The sequence below is a fragment of the Geobacter sp. 60473 genome (genome assembly GCF_036323535.1).
Taxonomy (GTDB): domain Bacteria; phylum Desulfobacterota; class Desulfuromonadia; order Geobacterales; family Geobacteraceae; genus Geobacter; species Geobacter sulfurreducens.
Map to the genome: position 1 here is coordinate 1,834,241 of NZ_AP028967.1, position 19,934 is coordinate 1,854,174.

Genomic DNA, 19,934 nt, shown 5'->3' on the forward strand with positions numbered 1-19,934 from the left:
TATCAAAATGACGAGGCAGCCCTGCGGGCCGCCTCGGGATGGATGAGCTATGCTACCTCTGCCCGTCAGCCGAGGTACTCCTGAAGGGGTTTCACGTCAAGCTCCCCCTCCAGCATCGCCACGATTCCGCCTGCGGCCGCGTTAGCTCCGGCAACGGTTGTGAAGTAGGCCACATTGTGCATGAGGGCCTCGCGCCGGATGGAGAAAGAATCGGCCACGGCCTGGGCACCCTGGGTGGTATTGAGCACCATGCAGATTTCGCCGTTCTTGATGGCGTCAACCACGTGGGGGCGGCCTTCGAGCACCTTATTGATCACCTCCACCTCGACCCCCTTTTCCTTCAGGTAGGCTGCGGTACCGCGGGTGGCAACCAGTTTAAAACCGGCATTATAGAGTTTTTTCGCTGATTCGACAATATGTTTCTTGTCGGCATCGTGGAGGCTGATGAAAACCTTTCCGGACCGGGGAAGCCTCACGTTGGCGCCGAGCTGGGCCTTGGCAAAGGCTGTGGCGAAGTCTGGGCCGATCCCCATGACCTCGCCGGTGGACTTCATCTCCGGCCCAAGCAGGGTATCGACTCCCGGAAACTTCACGAAGGGGAAAACAGCCTCCTTCACTGACATGTGCTTCGGCACGATATCGCCGGCAACTCCCAGATCCTTGAGGCTCTTGCCCGCCATGACCCGGGCCGCGATCTTGGCCAGGGGGCGGCCCGTGGCCTTGGATACGAAGGGGGCGGTCCGGGATGCGCGCGGGTTAACCTCCAGAATGTAGATGGTTCCGTCCTTGATGGCGTACTGGACGTTCATGAGTCCCTTGACGTTCAGCTCCAGGGCCATGACGGTGGTCTGACGCCTGATCTCCTCCACCAGGGCCTGGGAGATGGAATGGGGCGGCAGGCAGCAGGCTGAGTCCCCCGAGTGGATACCCGCCTCCTCAATGTGTTCCATGATCCCGCCGATCACCACGTCGGTGCCGTCGCAGAGAGCGTCCACATCGATCTCGATGGCCTTGTCCAGAAACTTGTCGATGAGGATCGGATGCTCCGGCGATGCCTGGACCGCGGTGGTCATGTAGCGGCGCAGGTTTTCCACGTCATAGACGATTTCCATGGCCCGACCGCCAAGGACGTAAGAGGGACGCACCACCACCGGGTAACCGATCCGGTTGGCCACCTCTTCAGCCTCCTCGAAGGAACGGGCCGTGCCGTTCTCAGGCTGGAGCAGGTTCAGCTTGTGGAGCATCTCCTGGAAGCGCTCCCGGTCCTCGGCCCGGTCGATGGCATCCGGCGAGGTGCCGATGATGGGGACCCCGGCCTTCTCCAGGGCCACGGCCAGCTTGAGCGGGGTCTGGCCGCCGAACTGGACGATGACTCCCTCGGGCTTCTCCAACTCGACGATGGAGAGAACATCCTCATAGGTGAGGGGTTCGAAGTAGAGGCGGTCGGAGGTGTCGTAGTCGGTGGAAACCGTTTCCGGGTTGCAGTTGACCATAATGGTCTCGTAGCCGTCCTCGGCCAGCGCGAAGACCCCGTGGACGCAGCAGTAGTCGAACTCGATCCCCTGGCCGATCCGGTTGGGTCCGCCGCCGAGAATCATGATCTTTTTCCGGTCGGTCACCTCCGCCTCGCACTCGTCCTCATAGGTGGAGTAGAGATACGGGGTGTAGGCCACGAACTCGGCCGCACAGGTATCGACCCTTTTGAACACGGGCTTGATGCCGAGGGAAAGCCGCAACCGGCGAATCTCCTCATCGCTCTTTCCCCAGAGGCGACCGAGCATCCGGTCGGAGAAGCCGTACTGCTTGGCCTCGCGCACAATGGCTCGCAGATTGTCCGGGGCTGCGGCGGTCACATCAACCTTTCTCAGCTCCTCCTCTTTCTCAATGATCTGCTTGATGTTGTGGAGGAACCACGGATCAATGGCGGTGAGCTGGAAGACCTCGTCGATGCTCATGCCGCACCGGAAGGCGTCCCCCAGGTACCAGAGCCGCTCCCAGTTGGGCACCCGGAGCTTGTCCTGGAGCTGCTGCTGCTCATTGGGGGCCAGGGCCCGACGGGTATCGCCGTTGGTGAAGATGCGCGACTCGAAGCCGGCCGAGCCGATCTCCAGGGAGCGGAGCGCCTTCTGGAATGACTCCTTGAAGGTTCGGCCGATGGCCATAACCTCGCCCACCGATTTCATCTGGGTGGTCAGCGTCGCATCCGCTGCCGGGAACTTCTCAAAGGTAAAACGCGGAATCTTGGTCACCACGTAGTCGATGGTCGGCTCGAAGCAGGCCGGGGTCTCGCGGGTGATGTCGTTGCGGATCTCGTCCAGAGTGTAACCCACGGCCAGCTTGGCCGCGATCTTGGCGATGGGGAAGCCGGTGGCCTTGGAGGCCAGGGCCGAGGAGCGGGAAACCCGCGGGTTCATCTCAATGACTACCAACCGGCCGTTGCGGGGGTTGATGCCGAACTGGATATTGGAGCCGCCGGTGTCGACGCCGATTTCCCGAATGATCTTGAGGGCCGCGTCCCGGAGGATCTGGTACTCCTTGTCGGTGAGGGTCTGGGCCGGGGCAACGGTGATGGAATCGCCCGTGTGGACCCCCATGGGATCGAAGTTCTCGATGGAGCAGATGATAACCACGTTGTCGGCCGTGTCGCGCATCACCTCAAGCTCGTACTCTTTCCAGCCGATGACCGACTCCTCCACCAGGATCTCGTCGGTGGGAGAGGCGTCGATGCCCGCCATGGCCATCTTCTCGTACTCTTCCATGTTGTAGGCGATGCCGCCGCCGGTGCCGCCCAGGGTGAAAGAGGGGCGGATGATGGCGGGGAAGCCGACGGTCTTGACCACCGTCATGGCCTCGCTGTAGTTGTGGGCAAGGCCCGAGCGGGGCACCGAAAGGCCGATCTTCTCCATGGCCTCCTTGAAGAGGGTCCGGTCCTCGGCCTTTTTGATGGCCGGAAGCTTGGCGCCGATCAGTTCCACGCCGAATTTTTCCAGGGTGCCGTTCTCGGCCACGGCCACGGCGGTGTTCAGGGCCGTCTGACCACCGAGGGTCGGCAGCACAGCATCGGGACGTTCCTTCTCGATGATCTTGGCCAGCACCTCCGGGGTCACCGGCTCCACGTAGGTCCGGTCGGCAAAATCGGGATCGGTCATGATGGTGGCCGGATTGCTGTTGAGCAGAACCACCTCGAATCCCTCCTCCTTCAGCGCCTTGCACGCCTGGGTGCCGGAGTAGTCGAACTCGCACGCCTGGCCAATGACGATGGGGCCGGCGCCGATGATGAGGATCTTTTTGATGTCGGTACGTTTAGGCATTGCAACTCCTTGTTGACTGTATCGTTGTTAACGAATGGATCTAAGCGCGAAAGATGAAGAACACCGCTCCGGCCAGACAGCATCCGGCCCAAAGGTAGTCCAGCTTAAGAGGCTGGCCCATGTAGTAGACCGCAAAGGGGACGAAGACCGCAAGCGTGATGACCTCCTGCATGATCTTGAGCTGCCCCAGGCTGAAGGTACCGTAGCCCATCCGGTTAGCCGGCACCTGGATCAGGTACTCGAAGAAGGCGATCCCCCAGCTTACCGCAACGGCGATGTACCAGGGGGCTGCCTTCAGGTTCTTCAGGTGCGCATACCAGGCAAAAGTCATGAACACGTTGGACAGCGCCAGCAATACGATCGTTCTCATACTAATCCTGCACCCAGCCGTTTTCCAGGCCGGCCTCCTCCAGAGCCTCCACCGCCTCGTCGTACTCCTCGCCGGTGACCTTGCGGTGTATCCCCGGCGTCTCAACGGCCCGGTGGGCCGGGAAGAACTGGTTCATCAGGGCGATGTGGGTCTCGGTTCCCAGGTTTTCGGCGATCCAGCGGAGCGTCTCGCCACTGCCGGCTGCCCCTTCAGGCAAGACCAGGTGGCGGATGATGAGCCCCCGTATCGCAATCCCGGCATCGTCCAACTCCAGGTGACCCACCTGGCGGAGCATCTCGGCCACCGCCAATCGATTCGCCTCCCGATAACCGGGGGCCGAGGAGAAACGGACCGCCGGCTCGCCCGCCGCATACTTCATGTCCGGCAGATAGATGTCCACGATGCCGTCCAGAAGGCGAAGGGCGTCCACCTTCTCGTAGCCGCTGGAATTCCAGACGATCGGAAGCCGGAATCCGCGGGGAATCGCCAGCCAGAGCGCCGCCAGTATCTGCGGCAGGAAGTGGGTCGGCGTGACGAAGTTGATGTTGTGCACCCCGCGCTTCTGCAGCCCGAGCATCCGATCAGCCAGATCCTGCGTGGTCAGGTCGGTCCCGTTACCCTGCTGGCTGATGGGAAAGTTCTGACAGAACCGGCAGTGGAGGCTGCACCAGGAGAGAAAGATCGTCCCCGATCCCTTTGTCCCGGAGATGGGGGGCTCTTCGCCGTGGTGGGCATTGGCCGAGGCGATCCGGGGCCGCCACCCTGCCCGGCATGAGCCGGTCTCCCCGGCCAGCCGGTTCACCCCACAGTCAAGGGGGCAGAGGTCGCAGGAGCGGAGCCGGGCATAGGCCTCCCTGACCCGCTGCAATAATTCGCCTGATTGATAAAGATCAATATACCGCATGGTTTCGTAGGGACGATCCTTGTGATCGCCCTCGCTCGTGGGCGAAACCAGATTCGCCCCTACGCCTTTTCCTTCTCCATCAGCTCCACAAAGCGCCCGAACAGGTAGTGGGAATCGTGGGGGCCGGGCGATGCCTCGGGGTGGTGCTGGACCGAAAAGATAGGGAGTTCCTTGTGCTTCATCCCCTCGACGGTCTGGTCGTTCAGGTTCTCGTGGGCCAACTCGCAGGCGTGGCCGAGCGAAACGATATCCACCGAGAAGCCGTGGTTCTGGGCGGTGATCTCCACCCTGCGGGTGTCCAGGTCCATGACCGGCAGGTTGGAGCCGTGGTTGCCGAACTTGAGCTTCATGGTCTGCCCCCCCAGGGCCAGGCCCAGGAGCTGGTGACCGAGGCAGATGCCGAAGATGGGCTTCTTGCCCACGAACTTCCTGATGTTCTCGATGACGGCGGTCATGGGCTCCGGGTCTCCGGGGCCGTTGCTGAGGAAGATGCCGTCAGGGTTCATGGCCAGAGCCTCCTCGGCCGGGAACGTGGCGGGCACCACGGTCACGTCGCAGCCGGCCGACACCAGGCAGCGGAGGATGTTGTACTTGATGCCGAAATCGTAGGCCACCACCTTGTACTTCAACTCGTCGGGTGTTGCGGCGGTGTACCCGGCCTCCAGGTCCCAGAGCTTCTCGGTCCAGTGGTAGGGCTTGTCGCAGGAGACGCCGGTCGCCAAGTCGAGGCCGGCCATGCTCGGCACGGCACGGGCCTTTTTCACCAGGCTCTCGTGGTCCGAATCCACGGTGGAGATGACACCGTTCTGGGCTCCCTTGTCCCGCAGGTGCCGGGTAAGGGCCCGGGTATCGATCCCCTGGATGCCGACCACCCCGTTCTCCTTGAGATAGGCGTCGAGGCTCATGGTGGCGCGCCAGTTGGAGTGGCAGTCATGGTACTCCTTGACGATGAAGCCCGACAGGTAGAGCTGCTTGCTCTCGATGTCCTCCGGGTTGATGCCGGTGTTGCCGATCTGGGTATAGGTCATGGTGACCATCTGCCCCCGGTAGGAAGGATCGGTCAGGACCTCCTGGTAGCCGGTCATGGCGGTGTTGAAGACCACCTCGCCGACGGCCTCGCCGGTGGCACCGAATGATTTCCCTTCAAAGACGCGCCCATCGGCGAGCGCTAGGACTGCTTTCATGAACATGCTCCTGTGTATTGTGCGTAAGGGCGCTGCTTGCCACGCCCGGTTCCGCTCTTCAACGGGCGCGGCAAGCGGCGCGCCCGGATTTCATCCTCTGCTGTAGACCACTGTGCCGCCGACGATGGTGTATGCCGCGGCGCCTTTCATCTCCCATCCGAGGAAGGGTGAGTTCTTGGACTTGCTGGCGAGCGCACCGGCCTCCACCGTCCAGACGGCCGCCGGATCAATGACCGTGATGTCGGCAACCGCCCCTTGCCGGAGCGTGCCCCGGTCAATGCCGAGAATCGCGGCCGGGTTGCACGCCATCTTCTCAACCAGTGCCGGCAGGGTCAACACCCCTTCCTCCACCAGCTTCAGCGACAGCGGCAAGGAGGTTTCCAGACCGATGATGCCGTTCAGGGCCACGTTGAACTCTACATCCTTCTCGTCCAGATGGTGCGGGGCGTGATCGGTGGCGATGGCGTCGATGGTGCCGTCCTTCAGGGCCTCCTTGATCGCGGCCACGTCATCGGCCGTACGGAGCGGCGGATTCATCTTGGCGTTGGTGTTGTAGCCGCGCACTGCATCGTCGGTGAGGCTGAAGTAGTGGGGCGCGGTCTCGCAGGTAACCTTCACGCCGCGGGCCTTGGCGTTGCGGATGATCCGCAAGGACCCCCTGGTGGAGACGTGGGCGATGTGGAGCGGCGAGTTGGTGAACTCGGCCAGGTAGACCTCGCGGGCCGTTGCGGCGTCTTCGGCGGCCCAGGGAATTCCCTTGAGCCCCAGCTCCGTGGAGACGAAGCCCTCGTTCATGACCCCCTCGCCCACAAGGGAGAGATCCTCGGCGTGGGAGATGACCATGATCCCCATCCCCTTGGCGTACTCCAGTGCCCGGCGCATGAGCTCGGAGCTGGTCACGGGCCGGCCGTCGTCGGAAACCGCCACGCAGCCTGCTTCCTTCAAGTCCCCCATCTCAGCCAGCGCCTCCCCCTTGCTCCCCTGGGTAATGGACCCCACGGGGAAGACGTTGACGAGACCCTCGGCCTTGGCCTTGGCGACGATGTAGCTGGTCACGGCCTTGTTGTCGTTCACCGGCTTGGTGTTGGGCATGCAGGCGACCGACGTGAAGCCGCCGGCCGCTGCCGCCCTGGTGCCGGTCACGATGTCTTCCTTATACTCGAGCCCCGGGTCCCGCAGGTGCACGTGCATGTCAATGAGGCCCGGCGTGACGATCAGGCCGGCGGCGTCCACGACCCCGGCCCCGGCCGGAGCCGCGAGTCCCTTGCCGAGCTCCTTGACCGCGCCATTCTCCACGAGGATATCCAGCACTTCGTCAATTCCCTGGGACGGGTCGATCACCCTCCCACCTTTTATCAGTAGATTCATATCATCACCCCTCACGAATCTCGGTTTGTTAAAGTATCCCGAACAGCCGGCTCACTCGGCGGCCAGTTCACCACCGCTCACGTGGTAGAGCATCGCCATCCTCACGGCCACGCCGTTCTCGACCTGGGTGAGGATCGCGGACTGGTCGCTGTCCGCCACGTAGGAGGAAAGCTCCACCCCCCGGTTGATGGGGCCCGGGTGCATGACCATGGCGCCGGGCTTGGCCAGCTTCAGGTTCTGGGGATTGAGGCCGTAGTAGCGGGCATACTCGCGCAGGGTGGGCAGCAGGGTCTTGCCCTGGCGCTCAAGCTGGATGCGGAGCATCATCACCACATCGACCCCCTCGATGGCCTCACGCATGTCACTGCAGACGGTCACGTTGCCGAGACGCTCGATGCCCGGGGGCATCATGGTCGGCGGGCCGGCGAGACGGACATGCGCCCCCATTTTAGTGAGGCCGAAGATGTCGGAGCGGGCCACCCGGCTGTGGGTGATGTCACCCACGATGGCCACCGTGAGTCCTTCGAGGGTTCCGAACTTCTGACGCATGGTCAGCATGTCCAGAAGCCCCTGGGAGGGGTGCTCGTGGGCGCCGTCGCCGGCATTGATGACCGAGCAGGAGACCCGCTGGGCCAGATAGTGGTGAGCGCCCGAAGCGGCGTGGCGCATGACGATGATATCGGGCTTCATGGCCAGAATGTTCCGGGCCGTATCGGAAAGGGTCTCTCCCTTGGTCACGGAACTGGTGGAGGCCGAGATATTGATCGTATCGGCTGAAAGGCGCTTGGCCGCAATCTCGAAGGAGGTCCGGGTCCGGGTGGAGGCCTCGTAGAAGACGTTCACCACGGTCTTGCCGCGCAGAGTCGGCACCTTCTTGATGTCGCGGGAGTTGATCTCCTTCATGTTGTCGGCCGTGTCGAGGAGGAGCTGAATTTCCTCCCGGGTCAGGTCCTGCAACCCGATGATATCCTTATGCTTGAACCCCATCGTTCCCCCCGTTTGCCCGCGTCGCGGGCAGGTAATGGTAGTTGTTCGCTGCGTCTCGTCCCTGTTCACTTCTCCAGCACAACATCAGTGGGTCGGCTGGCTGCGTCGAACAGGACCGCGATCTTCTCCCTGAGGCTCGTGGGTACGTTGCGGCCCACGAAATCGGCCCGGATCGGCAGTTCACGGTGCCCGCGGTCCACGAGGACGGCCAGTTGGATGCAGGCGGGGCGACCGTGGTCCATGATGGCGTCCATGGCGGCACGAATGGTGCGGCCGGTAAAGAGGACGTCGTCCACCAGAACCACCCTCTTGGTTTGGAGGGAGAAGGGAATGTCGGTCCTGCCCACCGGCAGATGGGGGACATGCCCCTTGAAGTCGTCGCGGTAAAGGGTGATATCCACCTCGCCCACCGGCACGGTCGCCCCCTCTATCTCTTCGAGCCGCGCGGCGATCTCCCGCGCCAGATGGACGCCGCCGGTCCTGATGCCCACCAGCACCAGGTCGTCGACCCCCTTGTTCCGTTCCAGGATTTCGTGAGCGATGCGGGTCAGCGCCCGTTTCACCCCAGCCGTGTCAAGAATCACCGTTCCGTCTGCCACCGTGCTCCCCCTTTCGCCGGTTCACCGGCCGCTCGCATGCCACAAAAAAAGCCCTCCCGCGGACTATAGGCGGAAAGGCTCGTGGAGTAGTGACCATAATGCGACACTATCTTCATCACCTTTGCTAACCTCACGGGGCTAAATTAAAAGGGACGAGAAAAATCTTGACGAATTTATCACCTGGCCCACCTGGGAGTCAAGATTGTTTTGTCGCCCTGGACAAAGAATTCCTTCCCCTGCGCGGCGGATGCTCCCTCTTCCGCCACTTGGCACGGATAGGCGCCCGCACGGAAAGAACAACCATTTCCGATGGGGTCGGCGGGGATTATGCGTACTAACCGGCGGGCATCTCAGTGATCCCCCATGCCAGACGACAGCGGCGCCCCCCTGTGGCACAGAAAAGGCCCTCCGGCAGGAGGGCCCCTCTGAACAGTTCCATCACGAACAACGCGGCTATTTGATGATGTCGCCGATGCTTCCCCAGCGCACGCGGAACTTCTCCCGGTCCCAGGACCAGTACTTGATGAAGGCGAGTCCCTTGATCTGGCTGTTCTTGACAAAGCCCCAGAATCGGCTGTCGTAGGAACGGTCCCGGTTGTCGCCCATTACGAAATAACTGTTCTCCGGCACGGTGACCGGTCCGAAATTGTCGCGGGGATTCTGGGCCGCGGGGATTACGTCCTTTTCCTTGTGGACCTCCTGGGGAACCGAGAACGGCTTGCCGTTGATGAAGACTTGCTTCTGCACAACTTGAATCGTATCGCCCGGCAGACCGATTACCCGCTTGATGAAATCCTTGCTGGGGTCTTCGGGGTATTCGAAGACGATCACGTCACCCCGCTTCGGGTCGCGGATCTTCAGATAGCGGCCGTCCACAAAGGGTATCTTGGTGCCGTAGATGAATTTGCTGACAAGGATATGATCGCCGATGGCAAGCGTGTCCTCCATGGAGCCGGAGGGAATCTTGAATGCCTGGACCACGAAAGTCCGGATAATGAGGGCCAAAATGACGGCGATAATGATCGACTCGGCGTATTCCCGGACAATGTGCTTTTTCTTGACCGGCCCGGCAGCCTGCTCCGACGGGGTTGACTGGCCGTACTGGGTTTCCTTGTAGTCCATTGATGTTCCTTTCGGAAAGGGTAACTACTTCTCTTCCACCTTGAGGATGGCGAGAAATGCTTCCTGGGGGAGTTCGACGTTCCCCACGTTTTTCATCCGCTTCTTTCCTTCCTTCTGCTTTTCCAGAAGCTTGCGCTTGCGGCTGATGTCTCCGCCGTAGCACTTGGCGAGCACGTCCTTGCGCAGGGCCTTCACCGTCTCGCGGGCGATGACCTTGGTGCCGATGGCCGCCTGAATGACCACCTCGAACATCTGACGCGGGATCAGCTCCTTCATCTTGGAGACCAGGTCACGGCCCCGGTAGTAGGCCTTGTCCCGGTGGATGATGAGGGAGAGCGCGTCAACGGCCTCGCCGTTGATGAGGATGTTCATCCGCACCAGATCGCTGCGGCGGTAGTCCAGGTGTTCGTAATCCAGGGAGGCATACCCCTTGGTGATTGATTTCAACCGGTCATAAAAGTCGAGCACCACCTCGTTGAGGGGGAGCTCATAGATGATCATCACCCGCGTGGGGGTGAGGTACTTGATCTCGCGCTGGACGCCTCGCTTCTCCTCGCACAGGGAGAGAATGCCCCCCACGAACTCGTTGGGCGTGTGGATGGAAGCGAGGATGAAGGGCTCCTCGATGTAGTCGACTTCCTGGAGCGGCGGCAACTGGTTGGCGCTCTCGATGGTGATCACGTCCCCTTTGATCCGGTGGACCTTGTACACAACCGTGGGGGCGGTAGTGATCAGATCGAGATTGAACTCCCGCTCCAGGCGCTCCTGGATGATCTCCATGTGGAGCAGACCCAGGAAGCCGCAGCGGAACCCGAAGCCGAGGGCCAGGGAGGTCTCCGGCTCGAACGAGAAGGAAGAGTCGTTCAGCTTGAGCTTGGCCAGGGCGTCGCGCAGTTGCTCGTACTGGGCGGTGTCGATGGGATAGAGCCCCGAGAAGACCATGGGCTTCACTTCCTTGAAACCGCCAAGAGGCGTTACACAAGGCTTGAGGGTGTGGGTGACGGTATCACCGATCTTGGCGTCGGCCACATCCTTGATGCCGGCGATGAGGAAACCGACCTCCCCTGCCGCCAGCTGGGGCACTTCGCGCATCACCGGGGCGAAGACGCCGACCTTCAGGGCTTCGTAACTACGGCCGGTGGAGACAAGCTGGATCTTGTCCCCCTTCTTCACGGTGCCGTCGATGACCCGGACAAGGATGATCACGCCCTGGTACTGGTCGTACCACGAATCGAAGAGCAGAGCCTTGAGCGGAGCAGCCGGATCTCCTTCCGGAGGCGGGATCTTCTTGACGATCTCCTCCAGGATCTCCCGGGTGCCGATCCCCTCCTTGGCGCTGGCCATGACCGCGTCATGGGCATCGAGTCCGATGATCTCCTCGATCTCGTGCTTCACCCGCTCCGGCTCGGCCGCGGGCAGGTCGATCTTGTTGAGGACCGGGAAGACCTCAAGGTTATTGTCGATGGCGAGATAGACGTTGGCAAGGGTCTGGGCCTCGACCCCCTGGGAGGCGTCCACCACCAGCAGGGCACCTTCGCAGGCGGCCAGGGACCGGGAGACCTCGTAGGTGAAATCCACATGGCCCGGGGTGTCGATGAGGTTCAGGATGTAGTCGTTGCCGTCGTCAGCCCGGTAGGTAAGCCGCACCGTCTGGGCCTTGATGGTGATACCCCTCTCCCGTTCCAGGTCCATCTTGTCCAGGAACTGGTTCTGCATCTCCCGTTCCGTGAGGGCGCCGGTATACTCCAGCAGCCGGTCCGCAAGGGTGGATTTGCCATGGTCAATGTGGGCGATAATCGAAAAATTCCTGATAGTCTCAATCTTCATAAACACCTGTCTCTTCTGAGTGTAACCGATGAAGGATAATGGATATCCAACTCTGTTGTAAAGGTATTTTCTCCATGGAAGGTTTACGGCACTTTCATATTAACAAAACCAAACTTTTCCCTTTGCCGCCCCCTGGCAACTGTGATATACACTTAATGTAATTTCATCAAAGTAACATCAGCTCACGGAACCAGATACAACTCACCATGACGTCTCTACCCGCTTCCGGCCAGCACCAGACCACCGACACCGGCTCAGACAGCCGGCAGGGCTTCGTATCGTCCACGGAACGAAACCGGATCAGGGAACTTGAGGTACAGTTGACCGAGCTTCTGGGCGAGAACGAACGGCTCCGGGCCGCACAGCAGGAGCTTCGAGCCGCCGCGGCAGCGGCAGACGCGGCCACCACGGCCAAAAGTGAGCTTCTAGCCCATGCCAGCCACGAGATCCGATCGCAGCTCCAGTTGATCTCCGGGGCCATCGATCTCTTTCGCCAGACCCGCCTCGACGAAACCCAGCGCCACTACCTGGACGGGTTCCAGCACGCCAATGATCTCCTCCTCTGCCTCGTGAACGACATTCTGGACACGTCACTCCTGGAAGCCGGCCATTTACGGCTGGAGAGCCTTCCCTTCGACCTGGCCGGGCTTGTAGCGGCCACGGGGACACAGCTTCTCTGGCAGGCACAGCGCAAGGGGCTGGAGCTTTCGTGGCATGTTTCGCCGGACGTCCCGCCGCGCATTCTGGGCGACCCGGCGCGGGTTCAGCAGGTGATCGTCAATCTGGCCGGCAATGCGATAAAGTTCACCCCGGAGGGGACGGTAACGATCCGTGTCGAGAGGATACCCGTCCCGCTGACGGCTTCGTCGTCGGCAATGATACGCTTTGTCATCGAAGATACGGGCATCGGCATCCCGGTCGACAGGCTGGGCGGCATTTTCGAAAGCTATGACCAGGGCTCCCCCGAGACACCGAAGCGCTTCGGCGGAACCGGCCTCGGACTTGCCATCGCCAAGGGGCTCATCGAGGCCATGGACGGCGACATCAGCGTGGAGAGCTCCGAAGGCAGGGGGAGTCGCTTCATTGTGACGATCCCCTTCTGCCTCACCATTACCGGCGGCCGGCAGGCATCCGCCGACGGGCAGGAAAAGGCATCGGAATCCGCCCCACCACTGCGGATACTGGTGGCCGAGGATGCGGAGGACATCCGGATGCTGATCGCCGCCTTCCTGCGGGGGGCCTCCCACCAGGTTCGCAGTGCCGCCAATGGCCGGGAAGCGCTGGACATGTTCATGGCCGAAGACTTCGACCTGGTGCTGATGGATATCCAGATGCCGGTGATGGACGGCTACACCGCCACCCGCACCCTGCGGGAATGGGAACGCGAACAGGGGCGCGCGCCGGTGCCGGTGGTGGCACTCACCGCATGCGCCGAAAAGAGCGATTCCCTGAAAACCATCGAAGCGGGATGCACGAGCCATCTCTCGAAGCCGATCAGAAAGGACACCCTGCTGCGCACGGTGGCAGAACTGGCGCGACAGTGACCGGGAGACGCCATGGCAGAACGAGCCTTAAAAACGTACCGGGTCAGGATAGACCCCGAGCTCATCGACATCGTGCCGGTGTTCATCGCCCACCGCCGGCAGGACGTGGCATCGCTCCATGACGCACTCGCGCATGGGGATTCGTCCCTCATCCGGAAGATAGCCCACAACCTCAAGGGAGCGGGGAGCTCGTTCGGCTTCGATACCGTGAGCGCCATCGGCGAGCGGATGGAACGGGCTGCGACCCAGGGCCGGTGGCCGGCGGTCGCGTACTTCATCAACCTGCTCGCCCGCTATCTGGAGACAGTGGAACCGGTCTGCGAGTGACGGGGCATGGGGGCGGTTGTGCCGCTCCCCTTTTCGTGCTATACCATCTGCATTCTCCCTACGAAAAGGATCCGTACGCATGCTGACCGGCAAACAGAAACGACACCTCCGGGGCCTGGGACATTCCCTTGCTCCGGTCATCACCATCGGCAAAGGCGAGATCAGCGAGGCCCTTGTCAAAGAGACCGACGAGGCCCTTGAGCACCACGAGCTGATCAAGGTCAAGATCCTGGAAAGCTGCCTCCTGGACCGTCACGAAGCCGCCGAAGAACTGGCCTCGGCCTGCGGCGCCGATGTGGCCCAGGTCCTCGGCCGAACCTTCCTGCTGTTCCGCAGGGCGCAGGAACCGAAACTGGAACTCCCCAAAGCGAAGTAGCGCCTGTGTCCCGCCAGGCAATGAAAAAAGCCCGGAGCGATCCGGGCTTTTTTCATTGCCTGAAGGTCTGTCCGCTAACCGAGCCGCAACTCGGAAACCATCACCTGCCAGGCCGCGATCCCGCCGAACAGCCCGTAGCAGAGCATGGCGAAAAGGACCAGACGGCGCTGGAGCATGGGAAGCGACGATGCCAGGCTCGCCACCCGCCCGAAGGGCTGGAGTCCTCCCATGCCCACCCCCGCCACCCCACCACCGAGCAGGGTCGCGTAGAGAAGATAGCCCACATGCCCGTATTCGCGGTGCAGCATGCAGAATGGACAGTGGTGGGTGGGAAGGGCATAAATGTAGACCGGGATCACCGAGAGCAGCCCCACGACCCCGACGGCAAAGGTTGCGGCGGATAACGCGGCAAACAGATACCCCAGCCTTCCCAGCCACAGGTAGATCCCCCCGCAGATCAGGGTGAGCGTTAAGACTCCTCCCAACGTGGCGAGCGCCGGAACATCCCCCAGGGTAGTCAGGGTTGGAACCATGCCGCTCGACTCCCCGCCGAACAGGCTGCCGCAGCAAGACGTGATCACCCGGGGCTGCAAGGAGAGAAAATACCCCCCCTGCAGTCCGGTCTCGGCCAGCAGCAGCGGCGTTATCACCAACAGCAGCGAGTACTTGATCCGGATGAGGGGATAATCATATCCCTGGTTGTCCGCATGATTGAGGATGAGCCAGAAGCCGGCCAGCAGAAAGGTGGTTATTTTAAGGACCAGCGTGGGGTACCCGAAACGATTCAGGTTGAGGGTCCCTGCCGCGCACATGGCTCCGGGGAAGAGCGTGCTCAGGCTGTCGGCCACGTGAATGAAGAGAAACAGGGACAGGAGTTGGAACACGCAGCAGCAGGTCATGATTGTGGCAAGGAGGTAGGTACGGCGCTCGAACGAAAGCTGCCGTTCACTGCCGCTGGCAAGGTCCCAGTGGCGCAGGATCTTAACCGCGAAGAACGCCGTCGCCACGAGCATGCCGCTGGTCAGGAGCGAACCGACGAACAGGGCGATGACGGCCGGGTGAAGGATCACGGGGCCGCCCCGTCGGCCAGCCGTCCGTCGCGGATCGCCACGATCCGGTCGACCAGCCCCGCGTCGATTACCAGTGGATCATGGCTCGCCATGACAATGGTCTTCCCCTCATCCTTGAGGCGGGTCATATGATCAAGGAATTCGCCGGAGAGCTTCGTGTCCAGGTGCGCTGTGGGCTCGTCCGCGATGATCACGGGCGGGTCGTTGATCAGGGCCCGGGCGATGGCGGCGCGCTGCATTTCCCCCCCCGAGAGGAGCTCCACCCGGGTGGCGGCTCTGCCGGCAAGGCCGTATGCCTCCAGGGTGGCCATGGCCCTCGCCTTGAGTAGCCCATGGCGCTCTCCCATGGGGTAGGCGGGGATCATGACGTTTTCCAGCAGACTGATGCCGCGGATCAGGTTGAACTGCTGGAAGATAAACCCGAAGGTACGGCGCCTGATATCGCTCAGAAATCGCTCGGGCAGACTGGTGATCTCGCGATCGAACAGGACGATCCGGCCGGTCGTGGGACGCGCCATCCCGCCGAGGATACTGAGCAGAGTGGTCTTGCCCGAACCGCTGGGCCCTTTCAGGACCGTCACGCGACAGGGAGCGATATCAACGGTAATGCCCCGGAGCGCCGCGTATTCGTTGGCTTTACCGCTGTTAAAGATCTTGCTCACATCGTGCAGGGATATCACGCTACCCTCTCATGACCGAATCGGGATCCACGGTGGCCGCCCGCCATGCGGGAACGATGGTCGCCACGGTATAGGGGACCACCACCAGGAAGAAGAGCACTGCCAGTTGTCCGAAGTCGACGTGCGGAACGAGCCGGAACGACGGATAGAGCACCGACCACCCCTTGAGCACCGGCCCGAACAGGGCGGCCGAGGTGAAGAAGATGTGCCCGTAGGCCAGGGTTCCCCCCACGAGAAATGCCGTGAGCGAGATGATCGCCCCTTCACCGAATTTCATTACCAGCACGTCGCCGGTATCCCATCCCACCGCCTTGAGAATGCCGATCTCCTTTCGCTCCTCGGCGGACAGGCCGGTGGCCTTGTCCCAGGCGAAAATAAAAAAGGAGAGGAGCGCGCCGCAGAGAACAGCCAGCATGATCCCGCTTCGCCAGTTAAAGACCGCGTCGTAGGTGCGTAGAATCTCGTCCCGGGAAATGGGGCGGGTATCGGGGAGGAGTTTTACGATCTTGCCGGCGATGGTGGGGACTTCCACGGGATTGGCGACCTCCACCACCAGGTCGGTTGCCATGCCCTGCGGCACGCCGAAGAGTGTACGGAAATCGTCCGTCCCCATGAGCACCAGGTCCGCCGAAACCATCTCCGTCGCGGCCGGCAGCACCTCGGCCACCGTAAAGGTCACCAGGGTTCCCGTGTGATCATAGAAGGGCATGATATTGTCTTTCGCCGCCATGCTGCTGCGGGTCAGACCGTTCCCCACCGCCACGCTTCCCGCCTCCCAGGTGAACTGCTCCGGGACCATCAGGGTATAGTTGGCGCCGAAGAGCGGATCGTAGTAGTACCCCCACAACCGCGCACGCACAGAGCGAACCCCTCGGATCTCCTTGATTTTCTCGCTGTAGTCAATCGGAATCAGGTCGTGCCGGCCCGCCATGATCCGCTGGACCACCAGTTCAGGGGCATCGGCCAGGACCGCCGCCGCCTCACGGCGCAGGGCCTGGGTGTAGAGCATGAGCGACGCCAGGAGAAACACCACCAGGGTGTAGACGAAGAGCAGGGCGCTGTTCTTGCCCTTGCGCCGCAGCAATGAAGACAGGGTGAAATCGATGATGCTCCGGTATTTTTCAATGCCGGCCATAGGTCCTCACGTGGGGAGGCGGCGCCATGAGGGAGCCGGAGGGAAAATGTTCGAACGAAAGCGGGTAATCCTGGAACGGACTGTGGAGGTCTGCCATGGACGGATGCCGGGTATAACGTGCATCAGTGAACAGCGCCAGGTCAGTGAGGGAGAGGCGCTTCACCATGGCACGCTGCTCGGCGAGGCGGGATTCCCTGCCGCCGACGACAAGGGCGTGGGCGACAATGGCAATCAGCACCAGCAGCTCCGCCGCGACAAAGGCGATGAAGACCGTGGACTTGCGCACCGTCACGACGGTCAGTCCAGGCCGGCGATGAGGGCGGCGTTCACATCCCGGAACCGGACGATCCGCGTCCCCCGGTGATCCTTCCTGAACTCCTCCGCATCGGCCGCGCGGGCGAATGGAATCAGTTCGTGCCCCATGGGCCCGAGCACGTCACTGCCGATCACGTAATGGGCGCTCATGCCGTCAATGGGGCTGAGTCCGTAATAATCGGTCACCAGGACTGAGGCAATCTGTCCGGCAGACTTGCCGGGGGCATATTTTTTCAGATTGAGATAGTAGGTGAACATGTCCTTGGCGCCGTCGAACACGGCGTAGGAACCGTCGCGGTAGGTGATCCGGGCCGCGAACGCAGGAAATTTGGCGACGAACATGCCGCAGACCGGACATTTGTCGCGGGGGGCGATCTTCAACTGCTCGGCTTTTCCCGCCCCTGCCGTTACAGCCGTACCGACAGCGAGCACCAGGGTAAGCAGCAGAGCCAGACGGGTCTTCATGCCGGGTCACCTCGGAGGAATCAGTTAGTCATAACAATACAGGGCAGACTTATGAAGGACAAGCATCAATTTTCGTACCCGCCCGTGGCTGCTACTCCACGGCGATCCATCCCTTGGGCGAGATAAATCCCTCCGTGTCAGCCTTGAGCGGATCCACCGTCACCACATGGGTCCCCAGGGTGCCGATGCGGCGATTCTTGGTGTAGGTTAGAGGCTGGGCCAGACCGGTGTCGTACTCGAACACCCCTTCCAGGGACTCCACAAACCGTTCCCTGCTGAGATCGCGACCCGAGCGCCGCAATCCCTCAAGGAACAGCTTGGTGCCCGTGAAAGCCGTCAGTTGGACGGACGGATTGGTGGCTGCCACGCCCTGTCGCCCCGTTACCTCTCTGAATTCAGCCAGGCCCCACTCTTTCCGGTCCTCGGGCAGGGCGGGAAACGCCAGCCACACCTTTCCCGCGAATGACGGCGGCACCCGAGACATCCCCTTGCCCAGCAGAAAGCCGGGCATCAAAAAGGACGGAAGGAACTTCCGCGCGTCGGCCTCCCGGAAAAAGGCATCCGCCTCCCCTTCCGCACCCAGGAAGATCACCATCCCCACCTGCCCGGCCTGCAGCCGGACCACAGTTGACGCCGCATCAAACCCGCCGGGTACATGGGATACCCTGACCACACGCTGCCATCCGCCGGCGCGGCAGGCTTCTTCGACGGAGGCCGCGGTCTCTTCGATCTCTTCCCGCGCGGGATAGACGATGGCGACCCGCGGGTCTTCGGCATCGAGTTTTTTATGGGCGAATGCGGCCAGGCCGAGAGCCTGCTCCCGCACTCCTCCGTGGAGGTGGAACCGGTAACGGCGCAGTTGCTGGTCATCCGTATGGGTTGGGGCAAAGGGGGTGATGAGAGGGACCCGGAACTCCTCCGCCAGGGTTTCCAGTTCACGTTCCTGGCCGGGGGTGACGGTGTTCAAGAGGGCGAAGACCTGCCGATCCTCCAGCAGTCGGCGCAAGACAGCCCTCAGGTCCTGGCCGGGAGCAACCTTCTCGACAATCAGTTCGGGGCGCCTGCCGTAGATGCCGCCGCGCGCCCCGATGTCGGCAAAGGAAGCCCGGACCGTGGCGCTGAGGATTTCGCCGAGTTGGGCCGAGGGCCCATCCGAGGGGATGAGAACCCCCACTCGCACGGCAGTGGGGCTGACGCCCGGGTCGGGATGGACGCCCAACCGTTTCATGTAGGCGATGAGATCGTCCATGTCCTGCTCTGCGAGCTCGTACACCGGCATGGCCGGATCGCCCAGCAGCCCGCCGGGGTAGAGGCCGTCGCGCATGTAACTCTTCAGGCTCTCCACAGTGAACGCACCGTGGAGCCGGCCGTCAGGGTGGACGTGGCCGTAGCTTTTCATGAGGTGCTGCCAGGTGACGTTGGAAGGGATGACGCCGCTTTCGGTACGGCCGAGCCCGTCGAAGCCGTGGCAACTGGTGCAGGTAGCCGACTCGCCGGGCACCTCCAGGTAATCCTTGCCGAAATAGGCAAGGATCGGCACCCCCGACGGGCTCGTTCCCTCGAAGTATATCTGCCGGCCCCGCTCCTCGGCCGGAGTGAGGGCGGGCGAGGCCGACGACGCCGGGGACAGAGCCGGCATCCCGGCAAAGAACGCCAGAAACATCAGCGCTGTGAATAGTGTGCGCACGAGTTCGCTTTTCGCCCAACAGCCGATCATCGCTTCACCTGTTTTTCGTCGGCCAGTTGGATCAGGTGCTCCGCCAGGGTTCGCGCCGAGGCCTCCGGTTTATCCTTGATCCAGTGGCCGGTCCTGAGGTTCCCGAGGAGAAAGAATGTCTCGTGCTCTTCGGGGTTCTCCTTGTAGTTGCCCAGTTTGTAGTTTACCCAGTCCAGGTTCACCTTTGAACCGGTCAGAAAAGTCCAGCCCGGGCGCGGAGCAAACGCCCGGGCATAGGCGCGGGTATGCTCAAGGGTGTCGCGGGCCGGGTCCACGCTGATCGACACCAGAAAGATATCTTTACCGAGACGATCACCCAGCAGCGGCTGCAGGTCCGAGAGAACCTTGGTCTGGAGCGTGGCCACGGTCTTGCAATTGGTGTAGAAAAAATGAATCAGAACAACCCTGTCCTTGAGTATGTCCGAATAGAAGCGGACGACCTTGCCTTCGTGGGTTGTCAGCTTGAGGTCGGTAAAATAGGCGCGGGCCGCTTCATCGGTCCTGCGGTCGAGAGCGGTTCCCTGCGGCGACTGGGGCGCGGTCGCGGCGGTACATGGCAGTAATGTTGCCGCAAGCAACAGGCAAAGCGCAATGACAGGTGCTGACAACGTGATTCTCACGTGGTTCTCCCGG

Annotated in this window: 19 protein-coding genes; 3 read left to right on the forward strand and 16 right to left on the reverse strand. The window is 62.0% G+C overall.

The annotated features are described in order from the left end of the window. Positions 1 to 65: 65 nt before the first annotated feature. From carB to lepA, 9 genes are all read right to left on the reverse strand, one after another. Entirely contained in the window at positions 66 to 3,311 is a 3,246-nt protein-coding gene (gene carB / locus AABA48_RS08265; RefSeq protein WP_286350042.1) for a carbamoyl-phosphate synthase large subunit, read from the reverse strand. A 40-nt stretch (positions 3,312 to 3,351) separates the two neighbouring features. Further along, a complete protein-coding gene (locus AABA48_RS08270; RefSeq protein ID WP_286350043.1) occupies positions 3,352 to 3,681 on the reverse strand; it encodes a DMT family protein in 330 nt (109 codons plus the stop codon). A 1-nt stretch (position 3,682) separates the two neighbouring features. Continuing rightward, a complete protein-coding gene (locus tag AABA48_RS08275; protein WP_286350044.1) occupies positions 3,683 to 4,585 on the reverse strand; it encodes a radical SAM protein in 903 nt (300 codons plus the stop codon). 59 nt (positions 4,586 to 4,644) lie between these two features. Then, positions 4,645 to 5,769: a glutamine-hydrolyzing carbamoyl-phosphate synthase small subunit gene (carA, locus tag AABA48_RS08280; protein ID WP_286350045.1), complete on the reverse strand. Its 1,125-nt coding sequence runs from the start codon at positions 5,767 to 5,769 to the stop codon at positions 4,645 to 4,647. Positions 5,770 to 5,859: 90 nt separating this feature from the next. Next, positions 5,860 to 7,137, reverse strand: a complete 1,278-nt coding sequence (locus AABA48_RS08285) for a dihydroorotase (RefSeq protein WP_286350046.1) — start codon at positions 7,135 to 7,137, stop codon at positions 5,860 to 5,862. Between the two features lie 51 nt (positions 7,138 to 7,188). Further along, a complete protein-coding gene (locus AABA48_RS08290; RefSeq protein ID WP_286350047.1) occupies positions 7,189 to 8,124 on the reverse strand; it encodes an aspartate carbamoyltransferase catalytic subunit in 936 nt (311 codons plus the stop codon). A gap of 65 nt (positions 8,125 to 8,189) precedes the next feature. After that, on the reverse strand, positions 8,190 to 8,723 hold the full coding sequence (gene pyrR, locus AABA48_RS08295; protein WP_286350048.1) for a bifunctional pyr operon transcriptional regulator/uracil phosphoribosyltransferase PyrR: 534 nt from the start codon (positions 8,721 to 8,723) through the stop codon (positions 8,190 to 8,192). 453 nt (positions 8,724 to 9,176) lie between these two features. After that, positions 9,177 to 9,845 carry a signal peptidase I gene (gene lepB, locus AABA48_RS08300; RefSeq protein ID WP_286350049.1) on the reverse strand — a complete coding sequence of 223 codons (669 nt, stop codon included), beginning with the start codon at positions 9,843 to 9,845 and terminating at the stop codon, positions 9,177 to 9,179. Between the two features lie 24 nt (positions 9,846 to 9,869). Next, complete coding sequence (lepA, locus tag AABA48_RS08305) at positions 9,870 to 11,672, reverse strand: translation elongation factor 4 (protein ID WP_286350050.1); 1,803 nt, start codon at positions 11,670 to 11,672, stop codon at positions 9,870 to 9,872. Positions 11,673 to 11,878: 206 nt separating this feature from the next. On the opposite strand from lepA, the gene AABA48_RS08310 reads away from it, so the two are divergent. From AABA48_RS08310 to yhbY, 3 genes are all read left to right on the forward strand, one after another. After that, entirely contained in the window at positions 11,879 to 13,216 is a 1,338-nt protein-coding gene (locus AABA48_RS08310; protein ID WP_286350051.1) for an ATP-binding protein, read from the forward strand. 12 nt (positions 13,217 to 13,228) lie between these two features. Next, positions 13,229 to 13,543, forward strand: a complete 315-nt coding sequence (locus AABA48_RS08315) for an Hpt domain-containing protein (protein ID WP_286350052.1) — start codon at positions 13,229 to 13,231, stop codon at positions 13,541 to 13,543. Between the two features lie 79 nt (positions 13,544 to 13,622). Continuing rightward, positions 13,623 to 13,919, forward strand: a complete 297-nt coding sequence (yhbY, locus tag AABA48_RS08320; RefSeq protein ID WP_286350053.1) for a ribosome assembly RNA-binding protein YhbY — start codon at positions 13,623 to 13,625, stop codon at positions 13,917 to 13,919. 74 nt (positions 13,920 to 13,993) lie between these two features. On the opposite strand, the gene AABA48_RS08325 is transcribed toward yhbY, so the two are convergent. The 7 genes from AABA48_RS08325 to AABA48_RS08355 all read right to left on the reverse strand — a co-directional run bounded on the left by AABA48_RS08325 (position 13,994) and on the right by AABA48_RS08355 (position 19,921). After that, complete coding sequence (locus AABA48_RS08325) at positions 13,994 to 14,989, reverse strand: hypothetical protein (RefSeq protein WP_286350054.1); 996 nt, start codon at positions 14,987 to 14,989, stop codon at positions 13,994 to 13,996. Beyond that, complete coding sequence (locus AABA48_RS08330) at positions 14,986 to 15,669, reverse strand: ABC transporter ATP-binding protein (protein WP_286350055.1); 684 nt, start codon at positions 15,667 to 15,669, stop codon at positions 14,986 to 14,988. The genes AABA48_RS08325 and AABA48_RS08330 overlap by 4 nt, the downstream gene beginning before the upstream one ends. Before the next feature lies 1 nt (position 15,670). Further along, on the reverse strand, positions 15,671 to 16,804 hold the full coding sequence (locus tag AABA48_RS08335; protein ID WP_286350056.1) for an ABC transporter permease: 1,134 nt from the start codon (positions 16,802 to 16,804) through the stop codon (positions 15,671 to 15,673). Next, entirely contained in the window at positions 16,791 to 17,096 is a 306-nt protein-coding gene (locus tag AABA48_RS08340) for a hypothetical protein (RefSeq protein WP_286350057.1), read from the reverse strand. Before AABA48_RS08340 ends, AABA48_RS08335 begins: the two co-directional genes overlap by 14 nt. A gap of 5 nt (positions 17,097 to 17,101) precedes the next feature. Continuing rightward, positions 17,102 to 17,584 carry a nitrous oxide reductase accessory protein NosL gene (locus AABA48_RS08345; protein ID WP_286350058.1) on the reverse strand — a complete coding sequence of 161 codons (483 nt, stop codon included), beginning with the start codon at positions 17,582 to 17,584 and terminating at the stop codon, positions 17,102 to 17,104. A 91-nt stretch (positions 17,585 to 17,675) separates the two neighbouring features. Beyond that, positions 17,676 to 19,301, reverse strand: a complete 1,626-nt coding sequence (locus tag AABA48_RS08350; protein WP_286350059.1) for a cytochrome c/ABC transporter substrate-binding protein — start codon at positions 19,299 to 19,301, stop codon at positions 17,676 to 17,678. Further along, entirely contained in the window at positions 19,298 to 19,921 is a 624-nt protein-coding gene (locus AABA48_RS08355; RefSeq protein WP_286350060.1) for an SCO family protein, read from the reverse strand. Before AABA48_RS08355 ends, AABA48_RS08350 begins: the two co-directional genes overlap by 4 nt. Positions 19,922 to 19,934: the final 13 nt, after the last annotated feature.

What these genes read in the sequence shown, in the direction of transcription:
- AABA48_RS08290 (WP_286350047.1), bottom strand. Translation starts at nt 8,124, where the DNA reads ATGGGGTTCAAGCATAAGGATATCATCGGGTTGCAGGACCTGACCCGG.
- yhbY (WP_286350053.1), top strand. Translation starts at nt 13,623, where the DNA reads ATGCTGACCGGCAAACAGAAACGACACCTCCGGGGCCTGGGACATTCC.
- AABA48_RS08285 (WP_286350046.1), bottom strand. Translation starts at nt 7,137, where the DNA reads ATGAATCTACTGATAAAAGGTGGGAGGGTGATCGACCCGTCCCAGGGA.
- AABA48_RS08345 (WP_286350058.1), bottom strand. Translation starts at nt 17,584, where the DNA reads ATGAAGACCCGTCTGGCTCTGCTGCTTACCCTGGTGCTCGCTGTCGGT.
- AABA48_RS08310 (WP_286350051.1), top strand. Translation starts at nt 11,879, where the DNA reads ATGACGTCTCTACCCGCTTCCGGCCAGCACCAGACCACCGACACCGGC.
- AABA48_RS08315 (WP_286350052.1), top strand. Translation starts at nt 13,229, where the DNA reads ATGGCAGAACGAGCCTTAAAAACGTACCGGGTCAGGATAGACCCCGAG.
- carA (WP_286350045.1), bottom strand. Translation starts at nt 5,769, where the DNA reads ATGAAAGCAGTCCTAGCGCTCGCCGATGGGCGCGTCTTTGAAGGGAAA.
- lepB (WP_286350049.1), bottom strand. Translation starts at nt 9,845, where the DNA reads ATGGACTACAAGGAAACCCAGTACGGCCAGTCAACCCCGTCGGAGCAG.
- AABA48_RS08275 (WP_286350044.1), bottom strand. Translation starts at nt 4,585, where the DNA reads ATGCGGTATATTGATCTTTATCAATCAGGCGAATTATTGCAGCGGGTC.
- AABA48_RS08350 (WP_286350059.1), bottom strand. Translation starts at nt 19,301, where the DNA reads ATGATCGGCTGTTGGGCGAAAAGCGAACTCGTGCGCACACTATTCACA.
- AABA48_RS08335 (WP_286350056.1), bottom strand. Translation starts at nt 16,804, where the DNA reads ATGGCCGGCATTGAAAAATACCGGAGCATCATCGATTTCACCCTGTCT.
- AABA48_RS08270 (WP_286350043.1), bottom strand. Translation starts at nt 3,681, where the DNA reads ATGAGAACGATCGTATTGCTGGCGCTGTCCAACGTGTTCATGACTTTT.
- carB (WP_286350042.1), bottom strand. Translation starts at nt 3,311, where the DNA reads ATGCCTAAACGTACCGACATCAAAAAGATCCTCATCATCGGCGCCGGC.
- lepA (WP_286350050.1), bottom strand. Translation starts at nt 11,672, where the DNA reads ATGAAGATTGAGACTATCAGGAATTTTTCGATTATCGCCCACATTGAC.